Annotated in this window: 16 protein-coding genes and 1 tRNA gene; 11 read left to right on the plus strand and 6 right to left on the minus strand. The window is 53.1% G+C overall.

Annotated features, from left to right (window positions below):
* Window positions 1–170 precede the first annotated feature (170 nt).
* From C5B90_RS14065 to C5B90_RS20380, 3 genes are all read left to right on the plus strand, one after another.
* On the plus strand, window positions 171–1,637 hold the full coding sequence (locus C5B90_RS14065; RefSeq protein WP_304465970.1) for an MATE family efflux transporter: 1,467 nt from the start codon (window positions 171–173) through the stop codon (window positions 1,635–1,637).
* A 62-nt stretch (window positions 1,638–1,699) separates the two neighbouring features.
* Window positions 1,700–1,772: transfer RNA gene (locus C5B90_RS14070), tRNA-Arg, on the plus strand.
* A 341-nt stretch (window positions 1,773–2,113) separates the two neighbouring features.
* On the plus strand, window positions 2,114–2,848 hold the full coding sequence (locus C5B90_RS20380; protein ID WP_148708231.1) for a hypothetical protein: 735 nt from the start codon (window positions 2,114–2,116) through the stop codon (window positions 2,846–2,848).
* A 41-nt stretch (window positions 2,849–2,889) separates the two neighbouring features.
* Here C5B90_RS20380 and C5B90_RS14075 read toward each other — a convergent pair whose 3' ends face one another.
* On the minus strand, window positions 2,890–3,138 hold the full coding sequence (locus tag C5B90_RS14075; protein WP_115882337.1) for a hypothetical protein: 249 nt from the start codon (window positions 3,136–3,138) through the stop codon (window positions 2,890–2,892).
* Between the two features lie 119 nt (window positions 3,139–3,257).
* Between C5B90_RS14075 and C5B90_RS14080 the strand changes: the two genes are divergently transcribed.
* The 3 genes from C5B90_RS14080 to C5B90_RS14090 are packed head-to-tail and all read left to right on the plus strand — an operon-like array spanning window position 3,258 to window position 6,116.
* Window positions 3,258–4,385, plus strand: a complete 1,128-nt coding sequence (locus C5B90_RS14080; protein ID WP_115882339.1) for a PD-(D/E)XK nuclease family protein — start codon at window positions 3,258–3,260, stop codon at window positions 4,383–4,385.
* The gene (locus C5B90_RS14085) at window positions 4,378–5,160 is read left to right on the plus strand and encodes a transcription initiation factor IIB family protein (RefSeq protein WP_115882340.1); all 783 of its coding nucleotides are present in this window, start codon (window positions 4,378–4,380) and stop codon (window positions 5,158–5,160) included. Before C5B90_RS14080 ends, C5B90_RS14085 begins: the two co-directional genes overlap by 8 nt.
* A complete protein-coding gene (locus tag C5B90_RS14090; protein WP_115882342.1) occupies window positions 5,160–6,116 on the plus strand; it encodes a recombinase family protein in 957 nt (318 codons plus the stop codon). The genes C5B90_RS14085 and C5B90_RS14090 overlap by 1 nt, the downstream gene beginning before the upstream one ends.
* Here the strand turns inward: C5B90_RS14090 and C5B90_RS14095 are convergent.
* Both C5B90_RS14095 and C5B90_RS14100 read right to left on the minus strand, forming a co-directional pair.
* On the minus strand, window positions 6,113–7,480 hold the full coding sequence (locus tag C5B90_RS14095) for a recombinase family protein (RefSeq protein ID WP_158547230.1): 1,368 nt from the start codon (window positions 7,478–7,480) through the stop codon (window positions 6,113–6,115). The genes C5B90_RS14090 and C5B90_RS14095 overlap by 4 nt on opposite strands.
* A 50-nt stretch (window positions 7,481–7,530) precedes the next feature.
* Window positions 7,531–8,661 carry a site-specific integrase gene (locus C5B90_RS14100; protein ID WP_115882346.1) on the minus strand — a complete coding sequence of 377 codons (1,131 nt, stop codon included), beginning with the start codon at window positions 8,659–8,661 and terminating at the stop codon, window positions 7,531–7,533.
* Window positions 8,662–8,776: 115 nt separating this feature from the next.
* Between C5B90_RS14100 and C5B90_RS20385 the strand changes: the two genes are divergently transcribed.
* Complete coding sequence (locus tag C5B90_RS20385) at window positions 8,777–9,955, plus strand: hypothetical protein (RefSeq protein ID WP_148708232.1); 1,179 nt, start codon at window positions 8,777–8,779, stop codon at window positions 9,953–9,955.
* 53 nt (window positions 9,956–10,008) lie between these two features.
* Here C5B90_RS20385 and C5B90_RS14105 read toward each other — a convergent pair whose 3' ends face one another.
* Window positions 10,009–11,016, minus strand: a complete 1,008-nt coding sequence (locus C5B90_RS14105; RefSeq protein ID WP_115882348.1) for a site-specific integrase — start codon at window positions 11,014–11,016, stop codon at window positions 10,009–10,011.
* A gap of 178 nt (window positions 11,017–11,194) precedes the next feature.
* On the opposite strand from C5B90_RS14105, the gene C5B90_RS14110 reads away from it, so the two are divergent.
* Window positions 11,195–11,584 carry an ArsR family transcriptional regulator gene (locus tag C5B90_RS14110; protein ID WP_233512006.1) on the plus strand — a complete coding sequence of 130 codons (390 nt, stop codon included), beginning with the start codon at window positions 11,195–11,197 and terminating at the stop codon, window positions 11,582–11,584.
* On the opposite strand, the gene C5B90_RS14115 is transcribed toward C5B90_RS14110, so the two are convergent.
* Window positions 11,581–11,931 carry a hypothetical protein gene (locus tag C5B90_RS14115; RefSeq protein ID WP_115882351.1) on the minus strand — a complete coding sequence of 117 codons (351 nt, stop codon included), beginning with the start codon at window positions 11,929–11,931 and terminating at the stop codon, window positions 11,581–11,583. The two genes, C5B90_RS14110 and C5B90_RS14115, sit on opposite strands and share 4 nt — an antisense overlap.
* A 144-nt stretch (window positions 11,932–12,075) precedes the next feature.
* On the opposite strand from C5B90_RS14115, the gene C5B90_RS20390 reads away from it, so the two are divergent.
* From C5B90_RS20390 to C5B90_RS14130, 3 genes are read left to right on the plus strand one after another with little or no spacing between them, the layout of a single operon-like run.
* Window positions 12,076–14,019: a hypothetical protein gene (locus C5B90_RS20390; RefSeq protein WP_148708233.1), complete on the plus strand. Its 1,944-nt coding sequence runs from the start codon at window positions 12,076–12,078 to the stop codon at window positions 14,017–14,019.
* The gene (locus C5B90_RS14125) at window positions 14,016–15,026 is read left to right on the plus strand and encodes a hypothetical protein (protein WP_233512007.1); all 1,011 of its coding nucleotides are present in this window, start codon (window positions 14,016–14,018) and stop codon (window positions 15,024–15,026) included. The genes C5B90_RS20390 and C5B90_RS14125 overlap by 4 nt, the downstream gene beginning before the upstream one ends.
* Window positions 15,023–15,742 (plus strand): DUF6339 family protein, encoded by a 720-nt coding sequence (locus C5B90_RS14130; RefSeq protein ID WP_115882357.1) that lies wholly within the window; start codon window positions 15,023–15,025, stop codon window positions 15,740–15,742. The genes C5B90_RS14125 and C5B90_RS14130 overlap by 4 nt, the downstream gene beginning before the upstream one ends.
* 165 nt (window positions 15,743–15,907) lie before the next feature.
* On the opposite strand, the gene C5B90_RS14135 is transcribed toward C5B90_RS14130, so the two are convergent.
* A complete protein-coding gene (locus C5B90_RS14135) occupies window positions 15,908–17,005 on the minus strand; it encodes a DNA cytosine methyltransferase (protein WP_115882359.1) in 1,098 nt (365 codons plus the stop codon).
* Window positions 17,006–17,102: the final 97 nt, after the last annotated feature.

The following is a 17,102-nucleotide window of genomic DNA, read 5'->3' on the forward strand; positions in this document are numbered from 1 at the left end:
TCTCTCGACGCCATCCGTTCGTGAGTCGTCGTCGCCGCTTCTGCGAATAGCTCCCGCATCGTCGGGCGCGGTCGGTCACACGGGAGCCGCTCCCGTCCGCCGCCGACCGCCTCACCGGGCGACGACCCTATCGACGCTTTCAAACGGTCTCCGCGTGTCTCACCTCTTCAGTGTCCCTCCCCGAAGGAGGTTCCCTCACCGAAGGCGACCTCAAACGGCCGATGTTCGAACTGGCGTGGCCCATTATCGTCACCGAACTCCTCCAAGTGGCGTACAACCTCGCCGACACCGTCTGGCTCGGTCGGCTCTCGACCGACGCCGTCGCCGCCATCAGCCTCGCGTTTCCCCTCATCTTCCTGCTCATCTCCGTCGGCGGCGGCTTCACTGTCGCCGGGAGCACGCTCGTCGCCCAGTACACCGGCGCGAAAAGCGAGGGCTCGGCCGGGACCGTCGCCGGACAGACGCTCACGTTCATCACCGTCATCGCCGTCGTCGTCGGCATCATCGGCTTTTTCGCCACCGACGCGATGCTCGGCGTCCTCCCGAGTTCGGAGGCGACCGCCGGACAGGTCATCCCCCTCGCCGGCGACTACATGCGCGTGTTCTTCCTCGGCCTGCCGTTCCTCTTCGGCTTTTTCGTCTTCTCCGCGCTCATGCGCGGCTACGGCAACACCCGTGCCCCGATGGTCGTGATGTTCATCAGCGTCGTCATCAACATCGTCATCGACCCCGTGTTCATCTTCGGCTTCGACGCCAACCCGCTGTTTTCGATGCTCGGATTAGAGGGCCTTCAGGCGAGCCTCTTCACCGCCACGGGCTTCGACGGCTTCAAAGTCGCCGGCGCGGCGTACGCGACAGTTCTCTCGCGCGCCGTCGCCACCATCATCGGCATCTACGTCATCTTCGGGACGAGCGCCGGCCCCGACGTACAGCTCGCCGACTTCCGCCCGCAGTTCGAGTACATCAAGCAAATCGTCGATATCGGCGTTCCGAGCGCCATTGAGCAGTCCGCCACCGCCCTCGGCTTCATCACTCTCACCGCGATGGTCGTCACGTTCAAGCCCGAAGTTGTCGCGGCGTTCGGTCTCGGTAACCGCCTCACGTCGCTGGTGTTCCTCCCGGCGCTCGGCCTCGGACGGGCGACGAACACCATCGTCGGCCAGAACCTCGGCGCACAAAAACCGGAGCGCGCCGAGAGCGCCGTCTGGCTCGCCGCCAAGGTCGGTGCGAGCGTCATGCTCGTCACCGGCGTCCTCGCCTACATCTTCGCCGAACCCATCGTCGCGTTCTTCCTCCAGACCGGGACAGCCTCGGCCGCCCAGACCATCGACCTCGGCGTCGAGTACATCCGCATCCGGGCGTTCGAGTTCGGCTTCATCGGCGTCCTCCAGGTCGTCCTCGGGGCGTACCGCGGCGCGGGGAACACGAAGACTGCCCTCGGGTTCTCGCTGTTCGCGCTCTGGCTGGGCCGCGTGCCCATCGTCTACCTGCTTTCGTTCCAGTTCGGGTTCGCCGAGACGGGCATCTGGCTCGGGATGGCCGTCGGACAGATTCTCGGCGCGATTGCGGCCACGGCGTGGTTCACCCGCGGGACGTGGAAACACAGCGTCGTCGACGCCGACGCGACTGGAACGTAATCGGCCGCCGGCGTGGGTTCCACAACGGTTTTACGTCGGTGCCGTGTAGCTCTCTCCGCTGAGGGCCCGTAGCTCAGTGGACAGAGTGCTTGGTTCCGGACCAAGATGTCGCGGGTTCAAATCCCGTCGGGTCCGTTCGGTTTCTGAACGGTGTAGATTCGATAGACGTGGGTACATCACTTATAAAGAGCAGGCCGACTTCTGAATTGATTCCGTTCGTTTTCCGAACGGTGGTCGCTGCTGTATTGCGATTAGGTAGGATTCAAACGAGAAGAATCTGCGTAGCAAAGGATGTATTCATGCTTTCACCATGAAAATATACCCGAGCCATTTGGTTTTAATCGAGATCTCCCGCACGCTGCAGTGTATCAAGAAGGCGTAGAACGGTGAAGTTGAGCTATCACTCATATTTCGTGGATTGCCAATTAGTTCGAGAAGGTATATTAATTAGTTAGTGAAAAACAAGTATTTAACAAATGTTCCCTGAGATACCTATCTCCTTATCAAACCCAGCTGTAGCTGCATTTATTGGTGCTGTGGCTGGCGGTCTATTCTCTTTTGCATCGACATTCTTTTTCAATAATAGGCAAAGGAGTATACAGAGTAACAGGCTTCGGCGAGCTTTAGCGACAGAGCTTGAATGTTTAGAGATCATGGAGCTTAGGATTGCAGTCCACACTATGCAATCACAGGGTATTCTTCAGCAAATAATTGAAGACCAACTCGTCAATATGGCCGAGGAACAATTAGGGGAGATACCCGAAGGAGCAAGAGAAAATGCTCAAGACGCCCTTGAGAACATCTCACATGATATAATTCAATCCGCGACTCCAGAAGCATTTGAGAAAGTTGGACTACTCCTTGCAACGCCTATCTACGAAACTAACACTGGAAAAATAGGTACACTAGACTCTGACGAGATTGAGCAGCTCATCAAATTCCATCGTTCCTTAGATCTTGTAAGGGACGAAATGGGTCGTGTTATCGAAACCGCAGAAGATGGTGGCGACGAAGACCTACAAACACGAATTAGTACACTCGAAAGTGATTTGAAAGAGCTAGAATCCACTCGCAAAGATGTGTTGAAAAGTTTAGGATTTGATACTGAGGAACTACGCCTTTCTGAGGATGTGCTCACCGGTGTGTCTGAGAAAGATGACCAAATTAATTCAGGGCTTGAAGAGAACAATATTGATCATCTTAGAAGTTAAAAAGACAGATCTTAACCTTGACAAACCGACTTAGTGAATATCTATTCCTCTTCGATTGTGTCAGTGAAACCAGGATACCACCAAACCGTACTGCGCGCGCCGGTCTTCTTCGACTTCAACACACCCTTATCCTCCAGTTTGCGTAGCCGCTCGTAGACACCGCGACGTCCAATAGGAAGTTCTGCAGCAACCTCGTCCGCCATCAGCACTGGGTCCGAAGCGTCGACGAAGACAGAAAGAATCTCTTCATCAGTGACCGTCGGCCTTCGTCCGGGACCATTGCTTTCCATCTACCGCGACACGACAAACTAGACCGGCTAAAGAAATTTCCTCCACTAACGGAATTAATACACAGACTGTCAGGAAAACCCTGAAAAATAGCCATATTAATTCCCACGTAGGAATAAACATGGACGCACACAAAACCACGGGTGGCCCGCAAGAGGTGGACTCAACAGAGTTGGTAGCGAGGCTCAGTTCTGACCTCTTCGACCGGTGGTACGCCGATAGAAAGTTCAAGAAAAACTTGGAACGAGGAACACCCTTCTTCAACGGACCTCCACGAGTTCCAGAGGCCAATAGGCACAATCCGAGTTCGTTACTCCAGTGCCACCGAAAAGTGTTCTACCGCCAGCTGAATGCCCCAAGTGAGCGACGAAGCCCTCGTGGAACATTCTGGTTTGGCTCGAAACTCGAGGTAGAAATCCTCTTTCGGTTCTTGTCCTCGACTGCCCAGGAGACGGGCCTCTATGTGGCGAACGACCTCCGCGTCGACTACGAGATACAAACTGGCGAAGAGACTCTGCACATCAAGGGATCTACGGACCCAGTCTTCGTAGATCCTGAAGGTGACCCACTCCTCGTTACGGAGATTAAGACCAAGTCGGATCGGGCGATGAAGAGACTCGAAGCCCCGGATCAGACGCACCTCGCCCAAATTCACGCCTACATGTACGGACTCTCAGAACACTACGAGCAGGATATCTCCGATGGAGCAATCATCTACGTCGACAGGACGTCTCTGCTCGTCAAGTCGTTTCAAGTCGAATTTGATCCCCAGTTCTGGGACGACTTGGTCGTAGCATGGGCGAGAGAGCACACTCGCTTCAGGACTGCTGGACAACTTCCACCGGAAGAGCCGCACTTTGAGTGGGAATGTTCGTACTGTGAGTATCGATTACGGTGTGGCCAGGGAAACGACAATTGTTCTGACGCAGGGGTGGTCGGTTTCGTCGAAGGAGTCGAGTACCCACGAGATTCGGTAGAGAAACACATCGAGGCTTGGCCAGAGGCCGAACTTACACCCACCATCGCAGCAGCATACCCGGACATCTCGAATCGAGCTTCGACGACTTCGTGGAGCTGTGAGTGTTGTTCTTCCGAGTTCGCACACGAGTCGGTCGAGGCAGAAGTGGAGTACGTCTCTCCACTCTGCCCAAGGTGTCTGGATAGAGGGGTCCCGGCTGAGTTACATCCACTACCGATTACAGAGGGGTACGGGTCTGAAAACCGACTGGAGGGTGTGAGTCGTGCCTGAGAGAGGAAAGGTGTTCGAGGCAGGTCGAGATAAACCATGTCCAGGGTGTGGTTCGACCGAACTCGTTACCGTGGCCGAACAGAACCAGTTCTGTGCCAACTGTGGGTTCGTCGTAAGAGACGACCGAAGTCCCCCTACTGAACAGCCATCCGATGAAGACGATGTTGACCAAATCGAAGTTCGATGGGAGGACCTGTACGCGGTGTCAGATAGTACGGAAGCAAGGTTGAGAGACGTTTTCGCTACGTTGTACGCTCTTGCCTCAGAGTTTGGCGTAGGGGCCAAGACTCACGAACACGCCGCTGAAACATTAGCAGAAGTCGTCAAGGCAAATCTCCTCGATGGGAGAAAGACCGAGTCCATCGTCGGTGCAGTCCTGCTATCCAGTTCTCGTGAGTGCAGAGAACCGATTCCCCATCGACTCGTCGAAAAGCACGTCGGAGCGAAGGGTAACTATCTCAGTAGGCTCCTCAGAGAAATTGAAGAGGAAATCGGTCGGACACCGACCCAGACAGCACCGTCTCACTTCTTGGCGTTCCTATCTTCTCGGCTCGGTAGCGACGAGAAGACAATAGCTCGTGCTGAGTCTATTCTCGAAACGTCAGTCGATACTGGGTGCTACCTTGGAAAGAACCCTGTCGGCTTCGCTGCGGCAGCGTTGTATCTCGCCCACGAAGAGGAGTACACACAGAAGCAGATCGCCAACGAAGCAGGGGTCTCGACGGAAACGGTACGAGTCAGGCTCGGTGACCTGCGGACGGCGGGAGTCCGCTGATGTCCGACCAATTGTTGGCAGAGAAACTCTGGCCAAACTTGGAATCCGAACAGCGTGACGAGTCTGCGAGAGCTGCAGTGTACGCTCGAACTTCGAGCGTGAACCAACGGTTTGGCTACTCGTTAGACGAGCAAGTCCGACAATGTTGGCAGCGGTGTGAACGGGTCGGGTGGGACGTCGACTACGTGTATCGCGACGAAGCCGAGAGTGGCCACGATATCGAGCGGCCGGCATTCCAACGAATGCTCCAAGACGGAGAGAAGAGACGGTTCGACGTCGTCGTCTTCTGGAAACTCGACCGACTATCCCGGAGTATCATCCACGCCGTCGAAATCGAACGTCGGCTTCGAGAGTACGAAATTGCGCTTCATAGCGTGACGGAGCAACTGGACACCACGACTCCGTCTGGGAGATTCAATTTCCGAAACATCGCAAACGCTGCGGAGTTCGAGCGCGAGTTAATCAGACAGCGGACGAAGATGGGTCTCAAAGCGATGGCGTTGGAACACAAATGGCCCAACAATCGGCCACCACTTGGATACTCACGTCTAGAAGATGGTCGACTCGCTATCGATGCTGAAGAAGCTGAACTGGTGCGAGAGATATTCAAACGCTATATCCGAGAGAAATCGATGCCAAACGTAGCGGTGTGGCTAAACGAGAAACAAATTCTGACGAGAGGTGGAAAGCCTTGGTCACCGTCAGGAGTCAAACGAATTCTCACGAACGAGTTGTATATCGGTCGCTACAGAGTGTCGGAAGTCGACGACGTAGTCGAAGAGTACCAGATAGTAGAAGAGGATATATTCGAACGAACACAGACGGTCCGGCGCCGGTTCCAATCCAAGGGCAAGAGTTCGAGAAAGAAGATGTCTGAAGCAAGGAAGAGCCGAAAGATATCGGAAGCGTTGATCAGTTATCAGACACTCCTGCAAAAGGAGAGTGTGAGAGCTTAGTTTCTATCGAAGGCGCGACCCGCGATACGTCGGGCGAATTTATCCATCTTCAGGAGTTTCTCTACGAAGTCGAGACGTTCGTACTCGTCTCGTGTTGGCCATCTTCTGTTCTTCCCACACTCGACGCACTCGTAATTGTGGACAACCTTGCTACCGACCAGTGGACGTGTTCCGTTTTTCCGTAACCTCCCATCGCATTCGGGACACAGGAGTCTCGCCACGGGGGTGGTGAGTACCACAGAAAGCAAATCAAACTCGTCCAAGATCTCTATCAGATCAACTGTGTCAGAAGAAGACGAGTGGAGGTCGTCTTTCTCCTCGATGATTTGCTGTACCTGGTAGAACGTGTCTTCGTCGACGAGAGACAATTCGTCATCTTGTACCTCGAGTGTACCGGCGTAACCACCAACAGCATCCTCGGGGAGCGAAGGCCGTCCGATGTAAACTGGGTTTTTCAGACAGTTTTTGATAGTGGTCGCAGGGACCGGGATGCCGACGACCTCGCTCACCTGACGGCTCACTTCAGCGTACGTCTCGCTCTCGAGAAATGACGTAAACATCAATTTGGCCGCCTCGAGCTCCTCGGGGTCGATAGTCAACCAATCGTCGTCAGCGACTTCGTAGCCGACCGGGTCGAACTGGGGATACCACGCGTTCCACTTTCGTTCTTGGAGGAACAAGCGGGCTTTCGAGTTGTGTGCACTCGCAATCCGAATCTCGTTGTTCACGTCTGCCATAAGAGCACGGAGTGTCGTGTCCATGAGACCGTGGATTGTTTCCACGTCCCGTTCGCCGGTGCTACTCAGGAACGTAATGTCGAATTCGGTTTGGAGGATATAGATGAAGAACAGAGTCTCTGCTGCAGAACGGCCTAGTCGGTCAACATCTCGCATGAGAACGTAGGAGACATCGTCACGCTGAGCCAGTTTCAGCAACGTTCTGATACCGTCTCGATCGAATGTCTTGCCAGTCTTTGCCTCGTCACAGATTTCTCGGACCAGTTCGATAGAGTTCTTCTCAGCGACTCGCTTGAGTTGATCAACCTGCGAATGGATGCTTCCTCGCTTGGCTTGTTCGTGACCACTCACCCTTGCGTAGAGAATTCCTTTCTTTTCCTCAGCGATTTGCTTTGGCTCTTCAGGAGGTTCTCTTTCGTCTGTCGACAAGTCGGATTCTGATTTCTTGAAATCCAGTAGTTCGACTTGCCCAGTATTCAGAGCAGAACTCGCTGTCAGTGCGACTGCTGCGACATCAGAGAGCGACAAGAGCGCAGAATCACTCACCTGATGTCTGACGCTTTTTATACTCTGTGCAGGGCCACTTAAAGTAGGTATGATGTCGGCACCGTACAGTGATGACATCATACGTTCTTTATTAGCTCTGTGCAGACAGTGGTTAGAGACGCTTTGGAGATTCATCGGAAGTACCCCGCATTCTGTTCAAGATATTCGTTCATCATGTTCTGACGGTACGTCCGTTTTTCTTCGGTCGTTCGTTCATCGTAATGGATGTCGATAATCTCCTCACTGACGTCACACCGCTCACTAATTACCGCCTTAGGCAGGCCTCCACGCCTCATCTCTGAGATGAATCCATGTCGAAGCGCATACGGTGGCTTCGAAAGAGGACACCGAGAAGCACGTCCGAGAGAGTTAGCAGCTTCGCACTCGTCGATGTCTCTCTTTTCTGGACACTCGCCAGTTATCTGACAAGGACGAGTCCATTTGTAGATACAACGCCGGATAGTCGACTTTGAAATCCGACCCTGTGACGACGTCAATAGAGGCTGTCGGTCATCCTCTACGACATCAACTCGGTTGTGTTCGATGTAGTCACGGATTACGGCTGCAGTAGACTCTCGAATCCAGACCTGTTGCTCGCCGTTTACCCCATTCTTGAGCCGCGTCCCTTCGCCCCAGTGTTTGAATTCAAGATACGTGTCGCCGCCAGAGTCGTGTAAGTCGTCCACATCAAGAGAGTGAATACCGCCAGGACGCCGACCGGTTTGGCTCAGCAGAAGCCAAATCACGTGCGCTCTACTCGCGTAGTAGAAGCTCTCAAGGTGGTCGATAACCTCGTCTAATCGCTCCCGAGAGATGTCGACGTCTCGGATACCTTTCCCCTGCTCTACTTCGGGGATAGAAACTTTTTCTGGCACCCAGAATGCGACGCCTTCGATTCTCGTGAGGTATAACAAGAATGCTCGGAGCAGGTACATATCGTCGCGGAGTGTGGTCGAATCAAGTGTATCAACCTTATCACTCGACTCGTGTCGGCGCCAGGATCTGTACGCTTCAACATCACGGCCCGAGAGATTATTCAGATTGGAGATCTCGTATTGCTCACAGAACTCAATGAAGTAATTGAGCTTCGCAGAATAACGATTCACTGTGCTCGAAGACAGTTCGTACTTACGACTGTCTAAGAAGCTCTCGACTGCGTCAGGTGGGGAGATGGGCTGAAGTGCCTGGTTGGATCGGCCTAAGTGGCTATTGTTCGGTGACTGGTTGTTTATTGGAGACTTAGTCATGTTCTCTACATCCATACCAACAGGGGGTATGCAAATGTCAGAATCTCAAATTTTAATTTCGTGAATTGAATGCACGAAACCGGTTTTGGGATAGATTTATATAGTGTTTCGAGGCTGTTCAATCAACCAGATGAGACATAGGCTCACAGAGAATCAACGAGAGACAATCTTTGAGTGGAGTGAATGCAGTAACACGAGGCGAAAAGAAGCGGTTCGCGAAAGTCTCACAAAGAGTTTAGCGGAGGTACTATATTTGAGAAACCTTCCTCCAGAGGAGTCACGTGAGATTGTCAACCGTGCTCTGAATTCAGAGATTGCAGAGTCAGCCAATCACAGACCAGACGCCGCGACGAGGCCAGACCGAAGAGCGTTGATCAGACTTCAAACGATTCTATTTTCTGCAGTCTCAGAAAAAACATTCAGCAGGTCGGTTAATAGGGGTGTTATTGATTCACTACGTTGGCATATCAAGAAGGGTCAAAATTCCGAAGGTGCAGAAGACATTTTCGACCGAATAGAAGAGGAGAAGGGTGCCCCTGCTGACGAAGACTTACGCATTGCTAAGGCAATAGCGACTCTCAAAGGGATTCCGAATGAAAAAGTAGAGAGTCCGGATGGTGAGTCATGGCAACCATTTCCAAACAGACCACCGAAATCTATCAAAGAATGGTGGTATGAGCTCGCGCGTTTGAAAAGACGGTTTGCAATAGTTCGGTACATGAGGTCGGATACTCGTTCAAAGGAAGAGTTAGAGAAGTCAAGAGATGAAATTCGTAGAGCAAATCAGATTTCTTTAATGACAGACATATACAAGGAATTTGATCCTCAACGGATGAAATCTACTGACGAAAATAGGTGGAGTGGGGACGAAGAGATCGCTAAGTGGAGTGAGAACGAGAAGGTCGCTAGAGACCTCGTACGCGAAGGTCGAAAACGAGCCAAGATGATTTGTTTCCAAATGAACAACCCCCAAAACATATCAAACTCAGTCATTGACCCCATAGAGAAATATAATCGTCATTGGATTGAACTACATTGGGATTACTTAAAAGGGAATCTCGAAGAACGAAGTGTGGACTGGACTCCTGATCCGCTTCCAGAGTATTACCCAGAACCAGATGAAGTTCGGGATCCCTCAAAGCTCCGGTTGAAAAACTGGTGGACACGTCAGAAGATTACTGTACGAGAATCACATGGAATCGAGGAGCTGAAATATCCCTACTCTGAGGTAGCAGAAAAACAAGCCAATGCAAAAGAAGAACCAGTCGAATATAATTGGGATTCGGTTGACGAAACGAGGACCGACTGAGAGTGTGGTAGGGCACGTGCAGAATGTGGTCCTGTATTGATCACGATTCACCGTCACTCTTCGAAATATTTCCTCCTCTGCTCCATCTTCTCGCGCTCACTTCGCTGGTCGTAGTGCTTCTCAAGTACCGATTGGGATACGTTTGCTCGGTCGCTGACGACCCGATACGGTACGTCTTCACTGAGAGAATGAGTGATACTTCCACGACGGATTGCGTGGGGGCTGACACTCGATGGGCACCTGGCGGCTTGGTCTCTATCGGTAGCTGGACACTCGTTAATCACCTTGCCATGAGGACACTCGTTAGAATACACGCACGGACGCGTATATTGATAGCAGTAGTCTCTCAACGTCGATTTGGCGACACGGCCTTGTGACGTCGTCAAGAGTGGACTTCGCCCGTATTCGTCCGTGACCTCTGGTCGTTTGTTCACGAGCCAATCGTCCAAGAGAGAACAGATGTGGTCAGACAGCGCGACGAATCGCTCTCCACGCTCCTTGTTCTTGATCGCAGTGCCCGTCTCAGGCCGATGTTTGACTTCGATGTATTGCTCCTCAGGGTTGTAATCAGAGACATCCAGAGCGTGGGCAGCTCCAACGCGCATCATCGTATGCCAGAGCAAGAACAACGAGACGTGTGGTAAGGAGGCATACTGGTACTTCGAAAGGTAGCCAAGGACTTCGAACATCTCGTCTCGCTCTATGAGGACGTCCCGAACGTCGTCGTCGGGGCTCAAAGACGGAGACAAGACTTTCGTACTCAAATCAGGAACGACAGCGTCCATTGACTCCAACCATCGGACGAACACCCGAATGGAGTCCATCTGGGTCTTCTCAGAAGCAGGTGCGAGGTTTCCTTCTTCCCGCCTCCAGAGCCGATACTCCTGAAGGCGACGACCAGTTAATTCGTTCAGGTTGTTGATCTCCTGTTCACCACACCATCTGACTAAGTGGCCGATACGAGACCGATGGGAGTATTGAGTTGCCTTCGAGAGTTCGCTCTCTCGGTCAAGCAGATATAATTCAAGTGCTTCTTGGGGTTCTAATGGTTCGAGGCTCATGCTACGACGCCAACGAACAGTCTGGCAGACGGTTCTTGGGCTGGCTATTGAATAAACTCCCACAAAGGAATTAAATATAGTTCTGACTTCCAGTGAACTTCTGCAATCCCTGAGAAATGCATATGTGGTCGGTCGTTGGATATCAACACATGACCGTTGTATATTTCACAACGGTTTGATGTCCAGAACAATTATGCCAGAAAAACATCCCGAAATCACAGACCCAAATGAATTCGAAGGCGACACGGAGATTGACCCAGAGCTGGAGTTCCGTTCGAAATTCGTAGAAGCACTTGCCTACAACGGCTTTCCAGACACGCTCGTCTTGGGGCGTAACCGAGCAGGAGATGTGTTCCACGAGCGGCGCATCAAGATAATAGACTACCTCAAGATACACAGACCTCAGTCGGTTCGGCAGCTCGCCGCAGAATTGGAGATCGACAAAGGAGTCGTCAGCCGTGATCTACAGAAACTCGCTCAGTTAGATGTCGTGGAATTTGAAACAGATGGACAAAATAAAGCACCACGTCTGAAGCATAAACACGTCGTCGTAGAGCCGGTGATCTAGGACAGTCGTGCTACGAAGTCTTCGACCATCTCGATTGCCTCTTCTAAATCCGCTGTAGAAGAGACGTAATCAGAAGAAATCGTCTCTGTGAACCCAGGGCGGTGGTAGTCTGGTCCCGCAGTCTCTAACCCTTGTACCGTCCACCCGTCGTGGAGTTCGAGACTGACGACACGAACGGGGACATCGGTTCCGACAAGGTCAACGTTCGAAACGTCCCAGTCGAACTCTTCTTGGTCTAACGGGCGAGTCCACTGGTGAGTTCGTGGGTCAAGCTTTTCGTACGTCCATTCACGACCGTTCGATTTGAGGGCGTGTGATGGAATCGAATCCTCGTCGTATTCAGTCATTCAGCAACAGAGTCGTTGCTCCGAGCGAAGAAAGTAACGGACCGTTTAGATTAGTGGACACACCACAATCGCGCAATAGTAGTTTCAACGAACAATCACACATTTTTATAATTGGCTGTCCCACGTGAGAGTCAGAAACAATATATGCGATCTGACTCAGCCCGTCCCGAGGGCTGGTGGTTCAAAGAGCAACCACCAGGACAGTCACACAGTCCGGGGCTCCTCCAGAAGAAGACGCTGGATAGAAGTCTCGATACCTTCGTGAAGGAGATTCTCCAGAATATCAACGACGCCGGGCTCGAGAACGAGCACCCTGTCGAAGTTACGTTCAGACTCGTAGAGCTCCAAGACCCTCGAGACGTGTTCGAGGAGGCGATCGGTTGGGATTCCCTACTAAAACACGTACGTGCAGCGGCTCAGGAACAAAGCAGTCCTGGCCTCAAAGAGTACCTCGACTATCTGGACAGTGGGGGAAAACTGCGAATTCTCGTCGCAGAAGAGAGGAACACGAGCGGGATACAAGGAGACGAGGTTTCTACCGATTGTGACTATGCGGCATTAGTCCGCGACCCCGGAAGTAGTAACAAGACTGGAGATACAGGTGGGAGACACGGTCTCGGAAGTTCCGTCTTGTGGGTTGCCAGCGGGCTACAGACAGTCGTATTCAACTCTACCTTGGCCGAAGAATTAGACGACCAGGATTCACCGCGCCTAGTAGGTCGTTCGTTCGTTCCGACGCACCAAACACCAGGTGGTCAGTGGTACGACAACGAAGGTTGGTTCGGATCACCGACTGGCCTGAGCAATCCGGACTTGGAGCGTCCAGAGTCGATGTGGTCGAACGTGGCAGAAGACCTCGCCCAAGAGTTGTCGCTGGAGAGACCGGACGTACCCGGGACGAGTACGATGATCGTCGGGTTCCGCGACCCGTCAGATCCCTCAATGGAGGAACAACCATCGCCGTCAGAGGTCGCGGATATCTTCGAGCAGACTGCAGCGGACTACTTTTGGCCTGCTATCAGTCGTGGTGACCTCGAAGTGTACTTGGACATGGCAGGCGACGAAAGAGAGATCACCGACGACACGATCCGAGACCACGATGGTGTTGCCCCTTTCATCGATTGCTACGAGAGACGCGACGGTGCGCCAGATTCACTAGGCGGGCCTGGTGAGGTTGCCAGTAGAGAGTTCGACTACGAAATAAGGAGTCGAAAAGACCGTAAGACACCAGAGAGTGGTCCGGTGTCACTCGCTGCACGGAAGGCGTATCCCGACGAGGAAGAACGTGTTGGTGAGATCGCTTTCTTCCGAGGGTCGGGGATGGTGGTCAAGTACAAGCCTGCACGACATCTCGGTTTCTCGGAGAAGTTCCACGGTGTTCTCGCCTGTGGCAACGCACGAACCCAGCCGGGGCGGACGCCAACACGAGAAGACAGAGCTATAGACGAGTTCTTGGCGATGGCAGAGCCTCCAGCGCACGACGACTGGGTTGGGAAGAAAAACGACGAGCTCAAGGGAACTTTCGAGCCGGGGTGTGTCAAGCGTGTTCGAAAACTGAAGAGGGACTTACTGAAGAAGCACCTCTCGAAGTTGCTATACGGCACCCAAGAACGCTCTGGAGACTCGATTCGCCCCGACAGGGACATCTTGCCGAAGACGCGTCGGTCTGGAGGCAGGAGTAACGGCGTCTCGACGCCGAACGTTTCGAGTCCTTTCGATTGGAGAGTGACAGAATCGGAAGTCGACAAGAACAGGTGGACGTTCGTAGGGTGGATAGAGCCCGACCTGGATGTCGAAGGCGAAATCAGACAGTGGGAGGTCGAGATCGAAATCGCGGCCATGTTCGAGGACGATCGAGAAGCTTCCAAGATTCCAGTCGAAGAGGTCGAAGTCACAGGAAGCCACGTCGGTCGGAGACTTGACGACGGTAGAGGGGTGATAGAGGTGAAGGACGACACGGGGAAAATAGAATTCGATATACGATCTGAATCTCTTGCTGACGCCGATCCGAGGTTGGGCGACCTCGGTGAGACCAAGTTCAAGATCGTCGACGGGTCTATCAGCATCGAGGAGGTGGCATCTTCGTGAAGCAAATTCAACTGAACAAGGGGCTGTCTTATCGAACGTACCCCCACCGCTGTGAACCTGGTTCACTCGAATTTTCGGTGACGGAGTATTCAATCAACGGCAAGTCGTCGAGCGAACCAGATGTCGATCAGCTCGTCGACATCAAAGAGTACGAGGGCTGGGATACACTCACCTTAGAGATCGAAGTGACGATTCCAGAGGGCCTACTGGGGAAGGTCTTCCCGGAGTTCGGAAAGATACCGGGAATGCTCGTCGTCACCGCTCACTGTCGGGAGACGTATCTCCGTGAACGGTTTGTACTGGCTCGGGACCCGATAAGTTCGGGGACGTACGAAGGAACGTGGGAGTTCGATTCAAAAGACGTCAAGGGGAGCGTTGACCTCCGCCCGATTCTGATACGTACGACCGATACGTCGCAGTCGATGAACTACGCGACGGACGCGGGTGTCTTCGTCGCTGATGGCCCAGAGTGGCGGATAGATATCAGCGACACGAGTAGGGAAGACCAAGGCCTCCTAGACGTCCGATCTAAATCGTTCGAAGAGGTCCACGAGGCAGACGACGATACTCGCTTCCCATCCTCGGACCGGTTCTATTATCTGGACCTGGAAGGCGATCCTGATGTGCCAGTGCTGTGGCTCAACGAAGACCACGAGAAAGTGACCACAGTGATTCAGGACGCCGAGAGTGAACACGAGAAGGTAGTCTCAGACCTCGTTTGGAATCAAGTCATGACACCAGTTTGGACTCGTCTCGTCACGGTCGCTGCGACCGAGTACGATCCTGACGAAGACGATTGGGCACCAGAGTGGCAGGGAGCTGTCTTCGACGAACTCCACGACGAGCTCTATCCTGATCACACACCAGAGAAGACCGCCGAACGACTACAGGAGGACCTCTCGGAGTCTGTGGTACTCGCGACGAAGAAGATAGAAGGCGCTGTACAGGAGCTCCTAGAGCCAGCCGACTACTATACGAAACACATCCAGAACTTGGCGGAAAGATGACACAGACGACCTTGGCCCGGTTGAAGACCGATGCAAAGCGACTATTGGACGACGAGGAATTCCTGAGGGGTGACAAAGAGTTCTTCGAAGAAGGAAGGCTCGAGAGATATACACAGACGACGAACTTCAGTGCGGACATCGACGCTTTAGAGGACCGTCTGAGAGAGATCGTAGACGAGTATCCACAGTTCGAAGGAGAGATGGATTCCGAGGCAGCAGTCGCCGTCCACGAGGAGATCGATTTGAGTCGTAGTGAAGCGAGTGACTCGAGAATCTGGAACGATCTCGCGATGCGTCACTTCCCGTGGTTCGTCCGCCACAGGTGGAGATACGAGAGTCAGACGGGGATGAAGAAGAAGTTCTGGACCTACGGTTCTGCTCTCGACTCGGCCTCCAGTACCTTCGAACGGTTGTGGTGGATTGCCGAGATGACCCAAGAGGACGGCGACTACGAGAACACCAAGAAGGCATTCGAGAGCCGACGGTTCTGTTTCCGTGTGTTCGACATCCAGCTCGGCCGGTACAAACCAGCGGCGCTTGCGTGTCTCGAAGTACTCTACGACGAAGACGAAGAGTCGTTCGCAGCAAACGACGTGATAGACGAGACGATACAGAGGCTCCGCCGTGCCGGCACCACGATACCATTCGAAGGGCGGACGAAATCAGAGTTAGTAGATGTCGTTCAGAGTATTCGAGAAGACGTCGAGTCAGGGTGAACTGTCGTCGTCAAGTTACGAATCGAGAGTCGCCAATCTGTGTTCCAATCCCGTACGAGTACGACTATTTCGACATCGTGTGTCCTCGTTTGGGTGCCTACAAGTAGACCCTCAGGCGTACGAGTTTCTAAACCACAGATATCCACCGAATAACAGAGCGGTTATTCAGTCGACGTAGTCACCTAACGCCGCCTGTTTCTTCTCCCCCCGTAGGTGTTCCAACAGGCGCCGTCCAATGATCTCACCGAGTGCGGGAGGTACTGCGTTTCCGATCATCCGACCAAGTTTTGTAATACCGATATCTTCGAATTTTTCGGCGAACTCGTAGTCACGAGGGAACGTTTGAATCATCGCACCCTCCCGTAGCGAGATGGCCCGGTTCTGGTCTGTATCGTAGTGTCCAAATCTACCACTTCCCAAATTGTAGAACTGTGTCGTGATAGTGGGTGCTGGCTCGTCGGGTCGCATCCGGCCGTATACGGAACCGAACGAACGTCCACTCTCGTCGAGGTGGCAGTCGAGTAGTAGCTCCTCGTCCCAGTCTTCCCAGGTACCCCCAGGAACAGATTGTTCGATTCGTCTGAGGTTGATGTCGTCGAGTGACCGAGCAGTGTGAAGCCAGTCTTCGGGATGGGAATCACCAGCTTCGATTGCAGGAAGGTCGTCGATTCGCTCCTTGACAGACTCAAACTGACTTGGTCGGTTGTGAATTCTGGGGGAGAAGTTGAACGGACCCCGCTTCGACGCGGTTACCACCCATCGCCGGCGTGTCTGCGGGATACCGTACTCTGGACAGAATACCCGCTTGTTCCAATCTGGGTTCAACAGGTAGCCCATCGATTCCAGCAGCTCTTCGAAGTCTTCGTACACCACTTCGTGGCGAAGTTCGTAGACGTTCTCCATCACCACGAAATCTGGTTCGATCGCGGCGACGATCTCACCGAACTCGGAGAGCATCTCGTACATCTCGTGGTCTTCGCTCTCGGAGCCGTGGTTAAGTGATGAGAAAGGCTGGCAGGGAGGACACCCAGCGACAAGTGTCGCATCGGCATCATCGTCCAACCACTCAGCTATTTTTTTGGGGTTCTCCTTCGAGATTTCGGCTAAGTCAGCGGGTACGAAGTTGGCCTCGTTGTTTTCATTGTAGGCGTACCGACAATCCGCGTCAATATCGAAACCGGCCTCCACCGTTACACCTGCAGTCTCAAGGCCGTTCGTGAGACCTCCGGCACCACAGAACAGGTCAACGGCGGATACGTTCATGTTGCTATTGGATGGAAGTTCGACGGAACAGATAAAGCGTTCGTCTCCGGATATCGACACACGAGGGGTCGGTTGACGAGTCCGATTTCAGTATTGG

It is taken from the genome of Haloferax sp. Atlit-12N, assembly GCF_003383095.1.
GTDB lineage: Archaea > Halobacteriota > Halobacteria > Halobacteriales > Haloferacaceae > Haloferax.

What these genes read in the sequence shown, in the direction of transcription:
- C5B90_RS20380 (WP_148708231.1), top strand. Translation starts at nt 2,114, where the DNA reads ATGTTCCCTGAGATACCTATCTCCTTATCAAACCCAGCTGTAGCTGCA.
- C5B90_RS14075 (WP_115882337.1), bottom strand. Translation starts at nt 3,138, where the DNA reads ATGGAAAGCAATGGTCCCGGACGAAGGCCGACGGTCACTGATGAAGAG.
- C5B90_RS14080 (WP_115882339.1), top strand. Translation starts at nt 3,258, where the DNA reads ATGGACGCACACAAAACCACGGGTGGCCCGCAAGAGGTGGACTCAACA.
- C5B90_RS14090 (WP_115882342.1), top strand. Translation starts at nt 5,160, where the DNA reads ATGTCCGACCAATTGTTGGCAGAGAAACTCTGGCCAAACTTGGAATCC.
- C5B90_RS14095 (WP_158547230.1), bottom strand. Translation starts at nt 7,480, where the DNA reads ATGATGTCATCACTGTACGGTGCCGACATCATACCTACTTTAAGTGGC.
- C5B90_RS14100 (WP_115882346.1), bottom strand. Translation starts at nt 8,661, where the DNA reads ATGGATGTAGAGAACATGACTAAGTCTCCAATAAACAACCAGTCACCG.
- C5B90_RS20385 (WP_148708232.1), top strand. Translation starts at nt 8,777, where the DNA reads ATGAGACATAGGCTCACAGAGAATCAACGAGAGACAATCTTTGAGTGG.
- C5B90_RS14105 (WP_115882348.1), bottom strand. Translation starts at nt 11,016, where the DNA reads ATGAGCCTCGAACCATTAGAACCCCAAGAAGCACTTGAATTATATCTG.
- C5B90_RS14110 (WP_233512006.1), top strand. Translation starts at nt 11,195, where the DNA reads ATGTCCAGAACAATTATGCCAGAAAAACATCCCGAAATCACAGACCCA.
- C5B90_RS14115 (WP_115882351.1), bottom strand. Translation starts at nt 11,931, where the DNA reads ATGACTGAATACGACGAGGATTCGATTCCATCACACGCCCTCAAATCG.
- C5B90_RS20390 (WP_148708233.1), top strand. Translation starts at nt 12,076, where the DNA reads ATGCGATCTGACTCAGCCCGTCCCGAGGGCTGGTGGTTCAAAGAGCAA.
- C5B90_RS14130 (WP_115882357.1), top strand. Translation starts at nt 15,023, where the DNA reads ATGACACAGACGACCTTGGCCCGGTTGAAGACCGATGCAAAGCGACTA.
- C5B90_RS14135 (WP_115882359.1), bottom strand. Translation starts at nt 17,005, where the DNA reads ATGAACGTATCCGCCGTTGACCTGTTCTGTGGTGCCGGAGGTCTCACG.